The organism is Nodularia sp. LEGE 04288 (genome assembly GCF_963896525.1).
GTDB lineage: Bacteria > Cyanobacteriota > Cyanobacteriia > Cyanobacteriales > Nostocaceae > Nodularia.
The window spans coordinates 1-17,399 of record NZ_CAWQOY010000009.1 but is presented as its reverse complement, the minus strand read 5'-3'; the positions used below and the strand labels follow the sequence as shown (position 1 = coordinate 17,399).

Genomic DNA, 17,399 nt, shown 5'->3' with positions numbered 1-17,399 from the left:
GGAGCAGTTTGAAGAAGCAGGGGGGCAGGGAGCAGGGAGCAGGGGGAGTTTGAAATTACTTTAAACTTCCGCGACTTAACAACCATTCCTTATCTCCCCTGCACCCTTTCCTCTTAGTCGTCTCTTTCCTCTCGCACTTGGCGCAACTGTTGGATGAGTTTTTGACCAGATTCTAGAGTAGAAGACAGTGAATTGCTATCGGCTTTGGGTGTAGTTGATGGCTGGGGAATAACCACTGTTGCAGGTGCTGACTGTTGCGGCTGATTTTGGATTCGCAGTTGCGGTAATGGTTTGACAGTAGCTGTGGGTGTCTGCCCTGGAGTAAGGTCAGCCGCGTTGCCGTTGTTTTGAAAACGTAGATTAAATGGATAACTGCTGATTTGTTGATCTCCTTTAAGAGACCTGGTATTAAAATACTCTCTTGCCTTTAATTGCAAGTCCTGAGAAACTGATTGGTCTTGGAATTTAATATCTAAAACCTTGCCTTCAGGATCTACTACTAAGAAACCCAAGACTGTGCCTTGAAGATTCGGCTGACTTGCCGCAATGGTTTCTCGGATAACTGGTTTTTCTTGAGAGTTGGGGTATGCTTGCTGAATTTGTTTTCTTAGGCCTTCGTATGAGTTTAACTGGGCGATTAGTCCCTGTTGTTCATTGACTGTGACTGTCTTCAAGGGCAAATCAGGTGTTTTGGGCGCAGTTCCTGGCTGAAATTTGGGAAGACTTTGATTTGCTAGGATTAACTCATCTTGAGCTTGAGGGGTTTGTTGGAGGCGCGCTATTAGCTCTTGGTTGCCAGCATTAGCAGTATTATTACCAGGCTGTGTCCTTTGTGGAGTAGTATTTGTTGCTCTGGTAGTGGGCTGCGGATTTGGCAAATCACCAGGTATTTGAGACGCGGTTAGTTTGGGCAATCTTTCTACAGATACTCCTTGAGTTGCCACTCTGACTTCGCTCTGATTAAAATTTGGAGTGGATGCGGTAAATCTTTGATTACCAGCATTGAAACCAGAGGTATCAAATCGCAATTCTGGTCTTTGAGCTATGGGCGCAGCCGCAGACGCACCCGCAGGTGTAGGTTGCCTTTGAGGGAAGGAAACATTGCGATTAGGAGAAATCCGACGATAGTTAGCTGCGATGTTTGGCGGCAGTGTAGACTGCGTATACACAGGTGGTGGTAACGGGGGCAATAAAGTTCTCTGGGTATCCAGATTTGGCGGCAGAAGTTGTGGTTGTTGAGGCAGTTGCGGTTGCAGAGCGAGTTGGGATGGGAATGTATTTGGAGTTTCTGGCAGACGGTTTTGATCCGCTGGGCTTAATTCCAAGATTCCGACTGATGTTGGTGATGCTGAGACTTGAGATGAATCAGGATCTACAGGCATCAATGGCACAATCAACGCAATAGCACCGTGAATGCCAAGAGAGGCTATTGCTGCTATCCCAGTTGGTTGGCTGAGGATGTCTGGTATATTTTTTAGCAGGGAGACATAAGACATAGCTGTTATCGTTCACTCGGCTCGGTTGCGGTTGACTAGCAAAGAAATTTTATCTTAATTACAACAAATGCATCCTGATAAAAATCATAATTTCCTATACTTTTACTCAAAATGCCAGGATAGGATTTTTGCAAGTTTTTAATTTTTCCATGAGAAAATGTTTCTCTTGCTCACTAGGCAGTGGAAAATGATCAGTTTTGAATTGCGATTTTTATGAGGAGTCGCACTATATGGACTGGACTCTAGGATAGTTGCCATTGGTCGCGATCGCATCACTCTAAATGTATAACAACTATATCTGTTGCAGTTGCTGGCTTTGATTAGCCGACTATCTTGGCTGGAGTTACGTTCCTCTCACTCGCTTTTAAAACAGAATATAGTTTCGTTTGATTTTATCACATTAGCCCAATTGACCACTGTAGCCAAATTGGCTATTTACCCCCACATTCCCCAATGCCATTACCCACCATTATTGTGCCTGGATATTTAGAAAGTGCGATCGCTTACCGTCAATTAGAACAATCTTTACTGCACGTAGGTGTACCCACAGTCACAGTTCCACTGCGGCGACGTGACTGGTTACCTACCATTGGCAGACCTGTAACACCGATTATCCAGCAACTAGATCGCACAGTCAAACAGATGTTATACAAACATCAGGTGGCGCAAGTCAATTTAATTGGACACTCCGCCGGCGGTTGGGTTTCTCGCATTTATCTAGGAGACCAGCCTTATTCAGGACGGGGTAAAGTCACATCCTGCTGCTGGAAAGCTCACCCTTTGGTTGCGAGTTTGATCACCCTTGGTACACCCCATATTAGCCAAGAACGTTGGACACGGGCGAATTTGGATTTTGTCACCCATACCTACCCCGGCGCTTTTTACAAAACTGTTCGTTACGTTTGTGTCGCCGGAAAAACTATCTTTGGTCAAAAAAGACCCGGCGCTTGGTTAGCTTACAACAGTTATCAACAAACCTGTGGTCAAGGTCACACCTGGGGAGATGGAATTACGCCCATTGCTGCTGCTCATCTAGAAGGCGCAGAAAATCTGGTAATTCCAGGTGTCCAACATTCTCCTCGCAGCCCTGGAATTTGGTATGGCTCACCAGAACCTTTAAAATCTTGGGTGCAGTATTTAGCTTAGAGAAATTTGTCTTTCTTTGAGAAAAGTAAAATAAATTCATTTTTCTTCGTTAAGATCGTCATAAAAATACATATTTAGTAAAGAACAGGAAGGGGAAACGATGCAAAGTACCCAGTTCGATAGAGTTGTTCGGCGACTGGCGACGATTTTAGCCGTAGCGATGCTGAGTTTGTGCTTGATTTACATCACTACGGGAATTTTGCTTTCTTTTTACTACGAACCCACAGCAGGCGGTGCTTATCAATCTTTGAAAACCATTAATACACAAGTACCATACGGGTGGTTGTTCCGCCGAGCGCATGATTTAGCTGGTAATGCCGTCATTGTGGTCGCGTTGGTGCAAATTGTGGTGATGTTTTTAGGGCGGCAATTTAGCCTTAGTTGGCTGACAGCTTGGATTAGTGGGATTTTCTTAACTTTAAGCGTCATTGGTCTAGATTGGACAGCGATGCTTTTAGACTGGACTCAAGAAGGTTACTGGCGTTTTAGCATTGAGCTAGGAACCATCGAAGCAATTCCTTTAATCGGTGGGCAACTACGAGACATCCTCACAGGTGGTGGAGCCATTAGCACAGTCACTGTGGCACACCTTTACACCATCAACAGTGATATTCTGGCGGTGGCTGCAATGATCTTGGCTGTGGTACATTTATCTGCCCTCATTTGGCAAGAACAGCAAATGTTTCACTTTTTAGGAGCATCACCTGTAAAGAGTTGAGATAATTTCTCCAAGGGTAGTTCTTCCACCTCCGGTAAAGTTTCCAGAGACAGGCGAGTTGATTGGCTACCACCGGATAAACGCTTTAACAAGTTGGGTCTGGGATCATGCAATAAATATATAATGCGATCGCCTACTAACCACTCTTGACTTGCTGGCATTACCTGTAGACGGTCTTCTCGCTCTACCAACAACGGAATCAAATCTCCAGTCTTAATCTTTTCTTGGATACGATCTTGTTGTTTACTAAATTCGGAATTATTCAGAGTAGTTGTCCCCAGCTTGACTCTGCCATCATTGAGATACTCATTCCAAGTCTTAATGACTAACTCTGTAGCAAAAGCTTGGTTGACTTTGTGATTGTTACTGGAATTAGCTTGGGGTGTCCGGGGAAAAACTGCCAAAACCCGCGGCGGACTAAATTCTTCAGCCGCTCGTTCAGCCAGGACAAAATTCACCTCACCATTATTAGTCATAGCCAAGAAAGTTCCCAGAGAAGCCAGTCCAGCTTCTTCCAAAACAGAAACATCCAGCGCACTGCTAGAAATTACCCGAATATCTTGAGCAGCTGCTTTTTCACAACGTTCCGGGTCAGTGTCAATCATCACCACCGTTTCTCCCCGTTCTTGAAAGAAACGGGCAATTAACAAACTCAAGGGATTGCAACCCACAATCACCGCCCCAGTGGCATCCTTGGAAGTGATGCGTAGCCATTTAGCAATGGTTCCAGCCGTTAACCCTTGACAAACCACTGTCATGATAATTGTCAAGAATACGAGGGCTTTGATGGCATCACCACCGTTAATACCTCGCTGTGTCAACGAAATAGCAAACAAAGAGGCCACAGAAGCCGAGACAATGCCCCTCGGAGCTACCCAGCTTAAAAATAGTTTCTGTCGCCAATTCAAATTACTGTTCCAAGTACAGCTGAGAATATTAATCGGGCGAACCACGAACATCAGGACTAAAACAGTAAAGACACTGCCCCAACCCAAGGCAAACACACTCGCAATGGAAAGGTCAGCCGCGAGGAGAATGAATAGCACTGAGACACTGAGAATTGTCAGCTGACCTTTAAAGCTTCGCAATGAACGCTCTTCTGGTACTGAAGAGTTAGCAAATACCGCACCGGCAATCACTGTGGTCATAACTCCCGATTCACTCCGAATCGTCTGCGCCAGAGTAAATAGACCCCAAAGAATCGCCAGGACTACCAGGTTTTTTAACTCTGGTGAGAGAAAGTTGGCGCGTTTGAAAATCAAGCTCATTAAGTAGCCGCCTGCGCCACCAATTGCCGCACCAATTCCCAGACGCATCGCTAAACCGATGATGGCATTGATGGGGTCAGCATCACCATTCATAATCGTGTCTAAAACAACGAAGGCCAGAATAGCGCCTACAGGGTCGATTAAAACTCCTTCTCCTTCTAAGATCGTTGCTACTTGACGATCTACGTTGATTTGTTTGAGCAGGGGACTGATCACAGTTGGCCCTGTGACGACAATGATCGAGCCGTAGAGAAAAGCTATATTCCAAGGAAACTCGCCCAGCCAGTGGGCAGCCATACTACCACCAATTAAGGTGATCAGTGTTCCCAGAGTGACGAGCAATTGTAGGCTGACTGAAACTCTGCCCAGCTCCTGTACATCCAGGTTAAGTCCGCCTTCAAATAAAATTATTGCCGTTGCTAGGGCCACAATCACTTCTAGTCCAGAACCTAAGACATGAGGATGCAACACGCCCAGCCCATCGGAGCCAAGAAGAATGCCTAGTAGCAATAACAAGACAATACTAGGTAAGCGGAAGTATGCAGCCAGCACCTGGGCGGTAATGCCTGCAACAACGACGCTCACTATCTGTAGGGTTATTTCAAAAGATGCTTCCATGTTGTAGATTTTGAGCTATATATTTCAAAATCTTTTGTAAAGAATAGTAAATATCACTTCTACAGAGTACAACATCACATCCTCTGTCCCCAGCGAAATCCAGACTTTTTTCATACTGAGTTCTTTATGTGACAGTATTTCGGCATGATCGGGAGAAATATCTCATGGTGCTAGTACCGCAGGGCGGAAGTCAAAAGTCAAAAGTCAAAAGTCAAAAAGCTGACTCTATAGGCTTTTCATTGATTGCTGATGGTTGTTTTATTTACGCCGTGCTGTGCTAGGGCGGAAGTTAAGAGTTCTTTTGTGAGTATCAAACACCAGGAAAAATTTCACAGCTACATTCATCGCTGCTGATCATATTCCTTAGTGTGCCTGATGCACAAATTCAACCATAAGCTATGTGTTCCAGCCCATTTTAGCCGTCAAAAAATTATTTTTGCCAAAGGTATTGACATCAACTAGGAAATTAGTTATTTTATAAAAGGTCTGAGACATACGCCCCCATCGTCTAGAGGCCTAGGACACCTCCCTTTCACGGAGGCGACGGGGATTCGAATTCCCCTGGGGGTATCTTCAGAACAAAAAACTAAATAATGTATCTTTTAGATAAGCCTTTTCTTTTGTGATTTATTCCGAAGAAAAGGCTTATTAGTTTTAAAAATATCAGCTAGATAACTGGTCTACACGCTGGTGAATAGCTAAAAGGTTTAACCGCAGATCATTGCTGAGACGACGTTCAATGATGGTGATCGGCATTGTGAGTTTAGGCCAAACTTGAATGGTGTAACACAGAATAGTTCCTAGATCCTCACCCTGAGAATAAGGTTCTAAACACCAGCTACCAGAAAAACCTTTGAAATCTCCCTCTACCATTGAGAAAATAATTTCTTTAGGAAAGTATTCTTGCAAATCCAAAACTACACGCGCAGAAAAGTTGAACTTGAGTAGGCGCTGAGAGCCGATTTGTTCGAGTCGTATCCCACCGTCAGGATGCTCTAACAAACAACTTTTCGCCAAGTTGGGAATGAAGTCAGACAAGGCTTCATAATCTGTGAGGACTTTCCAGATGCGTTCAACAGGTTGAGGAATGTGGATTTGAGCGGTAATTTGCCGCTGTCTTTCGGCGATTTTCTCAACTTTAACGACTACATCTGGTAAACCCACTGCGTCAATAGCCAAGTTGTGTTCTAGCTTGATCTGACCACTAGTGGCGCTGGAATCAAGATTTTCTGTGATGTTGTATTGTTCAGTCACTGTCAGTATATGGTTTGCTTTGATGGGAAAATTGAGGCAGAGTCAGGGTGAAAGTAACTTCGCTGAGTGGAGAATCTGAAATTTGCCTACTCTCAACTGCGATCGCCCCGTTCAAGTGCTGCACTAAAGATTTGACTAAGGCCAGTCCCAGTCCAGTACCTGGGTGCCAACGTCCTTTACCACGACGGAATTTGTCGAAAATATAGGTGGCTTCCTCTTCAGAAATGGCACGCCCTGTATTGGTCACCTTAATAATAACTTGATTGATTTGTGCTTCAAGTTGGTGAAATGCTTGCAGGTGAACAATAGTATCATGCTCAGAATAGGTATAGGCGTTATTTAATAACTCTTGGAGGATGCGGTCAAAACTGTCTCGTTCGGTTTGTAGAATTACGGGCTTATCCGGTAAATCTACGGTAATGGTTAAACCTTTATCCACTAACCTGTCTTGGAAAGCTGCTCCTAATTCCTGAATCTTGCTATTTAAATCGATGGTCTCAAATTGCAGGGGTTCTTGATCAGATTCAAGTTTCTGTAAGGTCAGTAAGTCATTAATTAAATTGATTTCCTTGGTACATTCTTGCTCTAAGATATCTAAGTATTTTACCTGACGCTCTGCGCTTATTCCGGGGAGACGTAAATTTTTAATCGACATCAGCATATTTGTCAGGGGGTAGCGCAAGCGATCGCTCATGTTGCTCAAAAATTCATCTTTGAGTTCGTTGATTTCCCGCAGTTGTCCCACATATTGCCGCGTTTTTTCATGTAATTTGGCTTGGAGTTCCAGACTGCTGTTTAATTTTGCTGTCCGCTCATCTACTAGTGTCTGGACTTGCCTTAATGTCTGTGACTGAATGATGGCATTGCTCAGTTGGGCGCAGACCATTTCTACAAGGTTTAATTCTGCTGGTTCCCAATTGCGCGGTTCTGCTTGTTGTAACACCAGGAATCCTAAAACTTTGCCTTGATTCTCTAATGACATTAACAGCACTGTCGGTAAGGCCTCAACTTTAAACAATGGGGCTACTGTAGCCGCTTGCTCTAGGTTGATATAGTCATTGATGATCACTGGGTTACCAAACTCTGTAAACACGCGTTGACACAAACTACACTCGTCCAGGGAAAATGTCTGAGTTAAAGTATCGGGTTTAATCGTCTGTAAACTTGGTATTTCCCGGTTCCATTCCCCAAACACTGTAGCTTTGGCTTTGGGAATTTGTTTTTTAGGTTTAATTTTAAATAGTGGATCTGTGTATTTGAGTAATATCAACAACCCCCTATCTGCCTGTAGTGATTCAGCAGTAGAAGCGATCGCTAACTGGAGCATTTGATTTAATTCCAAGTTAGTCCGGCTCAGTAAAGTTAATTGCTTGATTAAGCGTTGATGATAGTTGCTTTTTTGTAGATACTCATGTTGAGTAGCAATTAACTGGGCTTGTATGACTTGAGAAAAAGCGATCGCACAGGACAATTCTATGTCTTTTAGCAGTTGTTTTTCTGACTCTTGCCAATCATAAGTCTGGAATTTGATCAAACAAATTACGCCGTTATTTTTTCCCCCCAACCGAGTCGGAATTGCCAAAACAGATTTCACCGGTAATGGCAGGTATTGACACCCAACTAACAAACTGTTTTGAATAGTAGAAATATGCTCTATCGTTAATGGTTCAGCCGCACATTCCACTACTGGCAAGTCCATGATTAACTGTTCCATCGAAAACATCTGGCTAGGGTGCGGCATTTTCAGATACTCATCAGAACACCAATTAGCCGCAATTGCATTAGCTGAAGCTTCGTTAGTAACCGTCATTAAGCAGCAACAGTCTACATTGAAAGTAACTCCTAGCAATTTGGCAATCTCTGGCAGCATCAATGCCTTTACCGAACTGTTGGCAATGATTTGGTTGATGTTTTGTGCCAGATGGTGGACTAATTCTTCCTGATGCTGCATCAACTTAACTGAGTATGATTGTCTCCGCTCTAGATCATCAGGGTATTGTAGTGGCAATGATAGATAATTGTTCATTATTGGCACGCTCTTGGATAATTCCCCCATTTTTCGTGTCCCCAATTTCTTGGTATATCCTTCACCGTTAATTAAGTTGCTACACCCTGACAAGTTGAAAATTTTTGATGAAGACTTTCTTTCACCTGTTATAGCCTTTTTCTATTTCAGATGACAAAATTACTGATATATGGAATTGATCTCTATATAAGCATAAAAATATTTGAAATATTCTCAAATGATGCATCCAGATTTTGTTTAGATTTTCATGCAAATTTAATTAGCTAACTTAGGACTAGGATAACTTGTCTGTAACTATACATAAACCGTATTTTCTCTTGATTTTAGATAATAAGTCTCGAAATATAACTGTATTAACACTGCTTTTCCTGATAAAGTCATGTGTTTTTTGCTGAAGTTCTTTTTGGAGCCAAGTAAGTTTACTATTAGTGTTACCAACAGCCAAGTATGATGATGGCAGGGCTGTGGAACAAACTTTACAGAAAAACTGGCGACCAAGGCGCTGATTTAACCAAGAATTCTCTGCCCTTGCTTTTAGGAGGATCAACGAAACAGAAGTTTAGTCATAGCTGAGATAAATACTAAATCCGAATGGAATGAGATTTTAATCTAATTTAATACAGACATAAAGTAGCAGATGTTTTGTTCCCCTAAAATCTACCCTATAGCAAGAATCCCGCGAAATTCTGAATACAGCCCATTGGGACTCGTAAGTAAATGGGCTGCATTTACTGGAATCAAAGACTAAGAGGCTAAACTTTGGACACTTAGAGGTACCATATCGCCATTACTCGTGAGTCCTAATAACATCGGTTGTTGGGGTGGAATTAATTGACCTGTAAGTACACAATGTTCTTCTTGCTCAGATGTCGCAGCTATACTAGCTCGAATATCGGCTCGCGAAAATCGGGGTTTCCACTCACCTGATTTTTGTTGGACATAATTCCAGAGGATATCTCTAATCAAAGCTTGATATCCCTGATTCCCGGAAATTTGTTTAAGTTTATCTTTGAGTTCCCGTTCCAGGCGGATGCTGGTAACTTCCATCTCGGTGGTGGGAGTGCGTGCGATTGTATGCATAACTTTGACCCCTTTCAGGTATGGACAGTATAGTAATACAAGTGTAGTATGTTTGCAGAAATGTTCAAATAGGTGAAATTAGCGGTGAAATTCATCTATCGCTTTTGTCTACGCCAGCTTGACATTGAAGTATTTTGGCATCAACTTTGGTAAGAGGCGGAAACTGGAAATTCTGTGATCACCAGTAAAATTCCTAGACTCAGCATCACAGATCACCCTACTTAATTTTCCAGTTCATCTGTTCCACCAAAACCCAGTTAAGCAATTTATCTTGTGACTATCTACCTAAAGTTTGATTTAATTGCAAATATAAATAATATAAATTTCATTCTTCAGGTCGATACAAGTGTGAGTCATTTACAAGTAAAACTGTAAAAGATGAAATAGGCTTGAAGAACATTTGTGTCAAACACAATTAATGAGGTATTTACAACTTGATTATTTCAGGCGAAAATACCCCAAAAAATCTTCCCTGTTTCATGGTTTAAGGAATGAAGAAAGCACATATTAATTTTTAATGCCAATTTATTGCGAATCAAGGCATTGACTGATCATTAAATGTGCAAATCTGGCGTTGTTGAAGCTGTTATTGAGGATGAAGGATGAATATTTTTGATTTCGTGGGATCTATTTTACGCCCAGTGCGTTTTGTAATTGTGGCTTCTGCCTGCACGCTGCTATTTTTATCCAGCGTATCGCCGGCTTTTGCAATTAGTAGCTATCAAAGTGATCCACAGGAAGGCACAACACAACTTCTGGAAACGCAACGAAAAACTGACGCAGTGGCTAAATCTCAACCCTTGAAACTGAAAGAAGTTCAAAAAGAGTCAAACAAAGGACTTAATGAAGTTCAGGGAGATGCTGACATTAACAAGATGAAGAGACCCGAAAATTCCCAGAGTTCAACTTCAGTAGAAGAAAATGTCCAGAATTTCTTGGAAAAAGTGACAGGTAAAAATTAAGCTGTAAAAGTAATTAGAAATACTATCAGCTTCAGAACCCCGATGACTTGGAAAAGCCGGGGTTCTCTAATTTTTAGATATACATTAAGTAGGTCGGCGTAAATAAAGCCTTAAGAATGGTGCGTTACGGACTTCATCCTAACGCACCCTACTGGCATGGCAAGCTTAAAATAGTGCATTATGGAAAAGCTGAAAACATTGATTTATCTCAATTTTTTCAAAAATCTATTGCAACATTTTAGCCTTGACACGCCACTACTGGCTTATATTTACATAGTTTGGTTTACCAGAAGTCAATGATTATCGGCTATTTGGAACCAGTAGTGCTACTGCTGTGGCTGACTTGACAAACCTCACCGCTTCTGCTATGGGAATCTTAACGATCACTGATGGTTCTGGTCAATTCACGGGTGCAACAGGCAATAAATAATCTGTCCTGGTTTCCTGCCGCTATATTTGGGAATCAGATAGATAATGTAGTATGATTGATAAAATTAGGAATTACGTGGCTCTTGTAGTTTTCAGTGCAAAAACAAAGACGGGTGAGCATTTACCAATATTCACTATAGAAGTAATACCCCAATCCCCTACAGCAGTGTCTTCTACCATCATTACGCGAGAGCCAATCTTAATTAAGGGAAATTTCGGGGAGCAAACTTAAAATAATTTATTGTGCAGTCGCGCCTGTCAGATGATGATCTGCTGCTTAAATCCCGATTGCCCAAATCCCCTCAATTCTGACAACCAGAAGTTATGCCAAACTTGTAGCACTCCCTTGGTGCCACTTTTGCGAAATCGCTTCCGCGTCATTCGGGTACTTTCCGATGAGGGGGGATTTGGCAGAACCTATTTATCCGAAGATACAGATAAACTCAATGAACGTTGTGTAATCAAGCAATTAGCGCCGAAGTTTCAAGGAACTTGGTCGCAAAATAAAGCCGTAGAGTTATTTGCCGAAGAAGCAAAGCGTCTCCAAGAATTGGGAGAACATCCACAAATACCAACTCTGCTGGCTTATTTTGAGCAAGACAACTGTTTGTATTTGGTACAACAGTTTGTGAATGGGCAGAACTTGTTAAACGAGTTGCAACGGCGAAAAGTTTATCGCCCTGGGGAAATTGAAGCAATTTTGCGGCATTTATTGCCTGTCCTCAAGTTTATCCATGATCGTGGTGTGATTCACCGCGACATCAAACCAGAAAATATTATCCGACGACATGGTGATGGACGATTAAGCTTGATAGATTTTGGTTCCTCGAAGCAATTCACGACGAGAGTACAGAAGAAAATCGGTACATCCATTGGTTCTCATGGTTATTCACCATTGGAACAAATTAAAGACGGTAAGGCTTACCCAGCTAGTGATTTGTTTGGTTTGGGGGCGACTTGCTTTCATTTACTTACTGGAATTTCCCCGTTTCAGTTGTGGATGGAATATGGCTATGGCTGGGTGACTAATTGGCGACAATATTTGCGGAGTCCATTGAGTACTGAATTGGATTATGTTCTCGATCGCCTATTGAAAAAAGATATCCAGCAGCGTTACCAATCAGCAGATGAAGTCATTAGAGACTTGACCCCAAAACAACCACTAGCACTACCGCCAGCAGGTAAGTCTTCGCGAAAACTCCCAGCAACTCAGATTTCGTCTTTGCCAATCAAATATACCTTACTGAAAAATCTCGTGTTGGTATGTGCTTTAATTCTGTTATTTGGCATTGAGGATTCTTGGTATCAGCAATATCGCCGTGTCCAAACTGTTTTATTGTCTCAGCTGAGTCAACATCATCGGATTCCAGGTGGAGCTGTTGCTGATCAGTCGCCCAGTTTGACTTTAAATAATATTTCTTTAGCTAAAACCCTGCAAGGTCATGAACATTTGGTTTTATCTGTGGCTATTAGTCCCGATAGCCAGATTTTGGTTAGCAGTGGTGATGCTTACGGCGACAAGCTACGCCTGATCAAAGTTTGGAATCTGGCTACTGGAGAGGAAATTGCGACTCTCAAAAGCCATTTGCAAAGGGTAAATGTGGTGGCTCTCAGCCCAGATGGACGCACTTTGGTGAGTGGTAGTGATGATAAAACCATCAAAATTTGGGATCTCACCACTGGTGAGTTAGTTCGGACGCTGAGGGGACATTCCGATTCAATTCAGGCGATCGCTATTAGTCCAGATGGTGCAACTGTGGTGAGTGGTAGCGATGATCAGACGATTAAACTGTGGAATATGGCTACGGGAAGGTTAAGAAGCACTCTCAGAGGGCATACATCTTGGGTGCGATCGCTGGCTATTAGCCCGGATGGTGTGACTTTGGTGAGTGGTAGTTTTGATAAAACGATTAAAATTTGGGATTTAAAAAAAGCTGTTTTTATTGACACACTGGGGTCAGATGCGGAAACGGTGACAGATGTGGCTTTTAGTCCGGATGGTTTGACTCTGGCTAGTGCTAGTCGCGATCGCACAATTAAACTTTGGAATCTAGCTACAAAACAGAAAACTCACACCCTGCGAGAAAATTCGGAAACGGTGACATCGATTGCTTTTAGTCCAGATAATACAACTCTGGTGAGTGGTGGTCGCGATCGCACGATTAAACTGTGGAATTTAGCCACCGGCGAAGAGATGCGTACACTTGTAGGACACGCCGAGACTGTCACTTCCGTCGCTATCAGCCCCGATGGTCAAACCCTTGTCAGTGCTAGCGAAGACAACACGATCATGATTTGGCGGGTGTCTCTGTAATAGGTGTTGCATATAGCTTGCAATTGAGATACTCAATTGCATAATATGAGTTCCAACAACAACACCAATGAGATAGCACAGTGTTGAAAACAACCAGCTATATGGGTTTTCAACATTTACTTTAAATCATCAATTGTCACAAATGAAATAATGTGCATATAGCACGTTTACCAGGCTTTACTTAGTTCGGTAAAAAAGACTTTGTATGTACCCTAAAAACTCAGATATGGGAATCCGGTTTGATATCTGTAGCTTGCGTGGCGAAGCCATAATTATTTACGTAGGCATTCAAATTGCAAAAATTTTGGATTTTAGGATAGAAACAGATGCTCGATGGTATCTTAAAGACCCAATTAGACAACGAACCAACCAGGAAAAAGCGTGTTCAATGTATAGTTTGTAATCACTCAATAAATGAAAATGATAAATCTGCATTGGCGACTTTCGCTTGTAATCTTAGAGCTTTTAGAAATGAAACCTTTAATGTTTGGCGATGCCCAAAATGTCAGACAATTCATTGTCTAGATGTCGTTGATTTGCCACACTACTACGCCAAATATCCCATTACTCAGGCAAAACTAACATGGCAGTACCGTTTAATTTATAAAAATCTGACCCGAAGACTGACAACACATGGTTTTTCCAAAAATCATTCATTGCTCGATTATGGCTGTGCCAATGGTCTATTTCTAGAGTATCTGCGACAACAAGGCTTTAGCAATTGTCATGGTTATGACCTCTATGCTCCTGAAGACGGATTTGGCAATCGGACAACACTAAAGCATGGCCAATTCGATTACATCTTGCTCCAAGAAGTGATTGAACATGTTGAAGATCCTAATGAATTATTATCTGAATTAGATAGCTTGCTTGCACCTGGTGGACATATTCTCATTGGCACACCAAATGCTGCTCATCTTGATCTGACTCGACCCAATATATCCGACTTTTATAATCAGGTTCATGTTCCCTATCATCTTCATATCTACACTCGTGAAGCTCTTGAATCTCTAGGGCATCTCCAAGGATGGAAGCCTGTAGATTTCTTTGATCGATCTTATTACGATACACCCTGGTTTAGCATGAACACTCGTGCTTTTAATCAGTACCAAAATCTTTTTGATGGATCAATTGACGTTGTTTATGAACCTATTCAACCTGGGAAAGCACTGAGTTCTTACAAATTCTGGTTCTACTCTCTTTTTGGTTATTGGTTGAGTTTCCGAACTGGAATGGCAGTTATGTTCCGTAAAAACTGATAATAATTACTGTTAAACACAGGTTAGCTTTACCTGTATAGTTGCGATTTAGATAATTAAAAGGTAAAGAAGGTATGACCAATACTCTCTCGCAATCACAATTACTTCAGAATGTAAATCTTCCTTCTCCTTTGGTTAAACCGCTTGATGATAATAACCATATTGTGAATTTAATTGCTGAAATCACGAACCAATCGGTTATATCAGTTCGGCAGAATCTCTACCAAGAGCAAATTTGCTGTGGTAGCAGACAAAGGCATGATTTTCTTGGACGGGGCTTAGTCCCACATATCTGGAGCAACGAAATAAACGAATTTTATCAGGATACGGATGCGTTTTTGTACGGTTGCATAGTGTGGAACCGGAATAAAATTAAGCTACAAATGCGTGAGTGGATTGGAAAGTATTTGAGCCGCGAAAAGAGTTCTTTTAAGATTCTGTGTCTGGGAGATGGGTTGGGCATAGATACTCTGTATCTAGCTCAGGCGGGACATCAACTTACTTATTATGATGTACCGGGGTATACAGAAAAATTCGCTCGCTTACTGTTTAAGGACTCAGCCCTGCCAATACAGATTTTGAACGATGCAGAGGCAATCCCCAAAGCAGCCTACGATGTAGTTTTATGCTTAGACGTACTAGAACATCTTCCTAGTCCATCCTCCTTAGTAGCTGAAATTGTTAGCTATCTTCGACCTAGTGGACGGGCTATAATACACGCCCCGTTCTATAATCTTTCCGAGAATTGTATGACGCACCTGAAATCTAACCAAAAGTACAGTGGTAAATTGAATTTGTTTACTAAACACGGATTATGTTTGATTGATGGACAAGTTGGCTGGAACCCGATTGTATTTCGTAAAGTTGACCAAAAAACAGAGATACCTAGTTGGTGGAATCCTCATCTGTTGGGTTTGCGGTTAATGGGGCTGTATATAGCAGTAGCCACTAGTCTATGGGGGAATCCTTTTGATTGGATTGTTGATAAGAACAATCAGTTTGACCATGCTCACTTATGTGGTCTTATTGATAGTCAAAGCTAAAGGCATTTAAATATGATCTAGAGCTTTAAAAAGCACTGATTTTTGATAATTTCTGATTCTACTCTCTTCTGAGTAATTGGTTGAGTTTCCGCACTGGAATGGCAGTTATGTTCCGTAAAAGCTGTTTAGGCAAAAGCCTAAAACTCAGCTTTGCAGTACCCGTAATTTAAATTGGCGCAAAACGATTCATCACTATTCACACTTCTTGCCCTCAGCGTATTGCTTTTCTCAATCTAGTTTAAGCTAATAAATTTTCAGCTTGCATAATAACACAAGTCGGTAAGATACCCACCCCACAAAGATTTTGTGTCCAGACAAGATGCAAATTAAATGTTTTTCAGCTTAGTCCATAAGTTCTACGAACTTCTTTCAAGAAAGCTTCTATCTCAAAAACTTAGATGATTATTGAAAATATGAACGAATTAGCAATGATTATTTTTGGCGTTCTAGCGATTTTAGTGATTTACCCGACGCTAAAGGTACTGAATTTCATATCGTTATTTCATTCACCAAGTCTAGAACCTGTGCAGGATGAAGCATTGCCAAAAGCTGCAATTGTTCTTTCCCTGCGAGGTGCTGATCCGTTTTTAACTGATTGTGTCCATGCTCTGCTAAACCAGAATTACCCACAATATAAAGTACACATTGTTATCGATAGTCAGGAAGACCCCGCCTGGAAAATTGTCAATGATACGATTTTGCAGGAACAAGCAATAAATGTCCAAGTCAACCCTTTAATTTTTAGACATGATACTTGCAGTCTCAAATGTAGTGCATTAGTTCAAGCTATTTCACAACTAGACGATTCTTATGAAGTAGTGGCACTATTAGATGCTGATGTTGTCGCTCATCCTAACTGGCTGCGTGAACTTGTAGCACCTTTGGCAGATAACCAAGTCGGAGCTACCACAGGAAATCGCTGGTATATACCGCAAATCGGAAAGTGGGGTTCGCTGGTTCGATATATGTGGAATGCGGCAGCTGTCATCTTCATGTATATCTACCAATGCCCTTGGGGAGGTTCAATGGCTTTGAAACTTTCCGTCTTACGCAAAGCGCAGTTGCTGGAAACATGGAAACAAGGAGTTTCAGTTGATACCCCTATTCATAAAGCATTGCGAGAAATTGGCTTAAAAGTAAAATTTGTACCCTCAGTCATGATGAGTAATCGTGAAGAGTGTAACTTTGCTCAATGCTTGCGCTTTATTACACGCCAATTACTGGTGGCACGGCTCTACAATCCCAACTGGATTGTGATTGCTAGCGCAGTATTCATAAGTACATTAGCTTTGCTAATGATCCCGCCAATGCTATTGTTTGCCTTAATCAATAGCAACTTTGATACTGCAATTCTGATTGTCGGCGGAGCCGTAAGCTATATTTTGGGAATGGCTTTATTACTGGCATTAGGGGAGCAAGGCGTAAGACGAGTGCTTCGGGATAGGGGCGAACCAACGGAGAGTTATTCTGTCCTCATGATGGCAAAAATATTGATAGCGATTCCCTTAACACAGTTGGTTTATGCTGTCACTACCATATCCGCGATCTTGGCACAAAGTGTCGAGTGGCGTGGTATTACCTATCAAATCAAAGATGCCTGGAATATTCGTTTAACCAAATACTATCCTTATCAAAACTCGAACAAACCTCTAGATACTAATGTTTCACTTTGAGGTGTAAGTTTCTCAAGCTTATACCAATTATTTGTGAGGCTGCATATTATTTTTACCCCACCCCTAACCCCACCCCGCAGGCGAGGAGGGGAACTGGATTTCTGGTTAAATTC

The 17,399-nt window shown here is 41.9% G+C and carries 12 protein-coding genes and 1 tRNA gene; 8 read left to right on the top strand and 5 right to left on the bottom strand.

The window, feature by feature from the left end:
• Positions 1-113: 113 nt before the first annotated feature.
• Complete coding sequence (locus AACX33_RS00665) at positions 114-1,496, bottom strand: hypothetical protein (RefSeq protein WP_194000531.1); 1,383 nt, start codon at positions 1,494-1,496, stop codon at positions 114-116.
• Between the two features lie 453 nt (positions 1,497-1,949).
• Here AACX33_RS00665 and AACX33_RS00660 point away from each other — a divergent pair, with 453 nt between their 5' ends.
• Both AACX33_RS00660 and AACX33_RS00655 read left to right on the top strand, forming a co-directional pair.
• A complete protein-coding gene (locus AACX33_RS00660) occupies positions 1,950-2,642 on the top strand; it encodes an esterase/lipase family protein (RefSeq protein ID WP_194000533.1) in 693 nt (230 codons plus the stop codon).
• Positions 2,643-2,742: 100 nt separating this feature from the next.
• Positions 2,743-3,360 (top strand): cytochrome b N-terminal domain-containing protein, encoded by a 618-nt coding sequence (locus AACX33_RS00655; protein WP_194000535.1) that lies wholly within the window; start codon positions 2,743-2,745, stop codon positions 3,358-3,360.
• Here AACX33_RS00655 and AACX33_RS00650 read toward each other — a convergent pair.
• Positions 3,327-5,246: a cation:proton antiporter gene (locus AACX33_RS00650; RefSeq protein WP_194000537.1), complete on the bottom strand. Its 1,920-nt coding sequence runs from the start codon at positions 5,244-5,246 to the stop codon at positions 3,327-3,329. The two genes, AACX33_RS00655 and AACX33_RS00650, sit on opposite strands and share 34 nt — an antisense overlap.
• Before the next feature lie 497 nt (positions 5,247-5,743).
• On the opposite strand from AACX33_RS00650, the gene AACX33_RS00645 reads away from it, so the two are divergent.
• Positions 5,744-5,816 (top strand) — tRNA-Glu (locus AACX33_RS00645).
• A gap of 93 nt (positions 5,817-5,909) precedes the next feature.
• On the opposite strand, the gene AACX33_RS00640 is transcribed toward AACX33_RS00645, so the two are convergent.
• The 3 genes from AACX33_RS00640 to AACX33_RS00630 form a co-directional block, all read right to left on the bottom strand.
• A complete protein-coding gene (locus AACX33_RS00640; RefSeq protein WP_227789372.1) occupies positions 5,910-6,500 on the bottom strand; it encodes an SRPBCC family protein in 591 nt (196 codons plus the stop codon).
• Entirely contained in the window at positions 6,493-8,526 is a 2,034-nt protein-coding gene (locus tag AACX33_RS00635) for a GAF domain-containing sensor histidine kinase (protein ID WP_194000539.1), read from the bottom strand. The genes AACX33_RS00640 and AACX33_RS00635 overlap by 8 nt, the downstream gene beginning before the upstream one ends.
• A 744-nt stretch (positions 8,527-9,270) precedes the next feature.
• Complete coding sequence (locus AACX33_RS00630; protein ID WP_194000541.1) at positions 9,271-9,606, bottom strand: hypothetical protein; 336 nt, start codon at positions 9,604-9,606, stop codon at positions 9,271-9,273.
• Between the two features lie 602 nt (positions 9,607-10,208).
• Here AACX33_RS00630 and AACX33_RS00625 point away from each other — a divergent pair.
• The 5 genes from AACX33_RS00625 to AACX33_RS00605 all read left to right on the top strand — a co-directional run bounded on the left by AACX33_RS00625 (position 10,209) and on the right by AACX33_RS00605 (position 17,286).
• Positions 10,209-10,568 (top strand): hypothetical protein, encoded by a 360-nt coding sequence (locus AACX33_RS00625; protein WP_194000542.1) that lies wholly within the window; start codon positions 10,209-10,211, stop codon positions 10,566-10,568.
• 694 nt (positions 10,569-11,262) lie between these two features.
• The gene (locus tag AACX33_RS00620; RefSeq protein WP_194000733.1) at positions 11,263-13,311 is read left to right on the top strand and encodes a serine/threonine-protein kinase; all 2,049 of its coding nucleotides are present in this window, start codon (positions 11,263-11,265) and stop codon (positions 13,309-13,311) included.
• Between the two features lie 326 nt (positions 13,312-13,637).
• The gene (locus tag AACX33_RS00615; RefSeq protein WP_194000544.1) at positions 13,638-14,570 is read left to right on the top strand and encodes a class I SAM-dependent methyltransferase; all 933 of its coding nucleotides are present in this window, start codon (positions 13,638-13,640) and stop codon (positions 14,568-14,570) included.
• Between the two features lie 74 nt (positions 14,571-14,644).
• The gene (locus tag AACX33_RS00610) at positions 14,645-15,613 is read left to right on the top strand and encodes a class I SAM-dependent methyltransferase (protein WP_194000546.1); all 969 of its coding nucleotides are present in this window, start codon (positions 14,645-14,647) and stop codon (positions 15,611-15,613) included.
• Positions 15,614-16,011: 398 nt separating this feature from the next.
• Positions 16,012-17,286 (top strand): glycosyltransferase, encoded by a 1,275-nt coding sequence (locus tag AACX33_RS00605; protein WP_227789371.1) that lies wholly within the window; start codon positions 16,012-16,014, stop codon positions 17,284-17,286.
• The last annotated feature ends 113 nt before the right edge of the window (positions 17,287-17,399 follow it).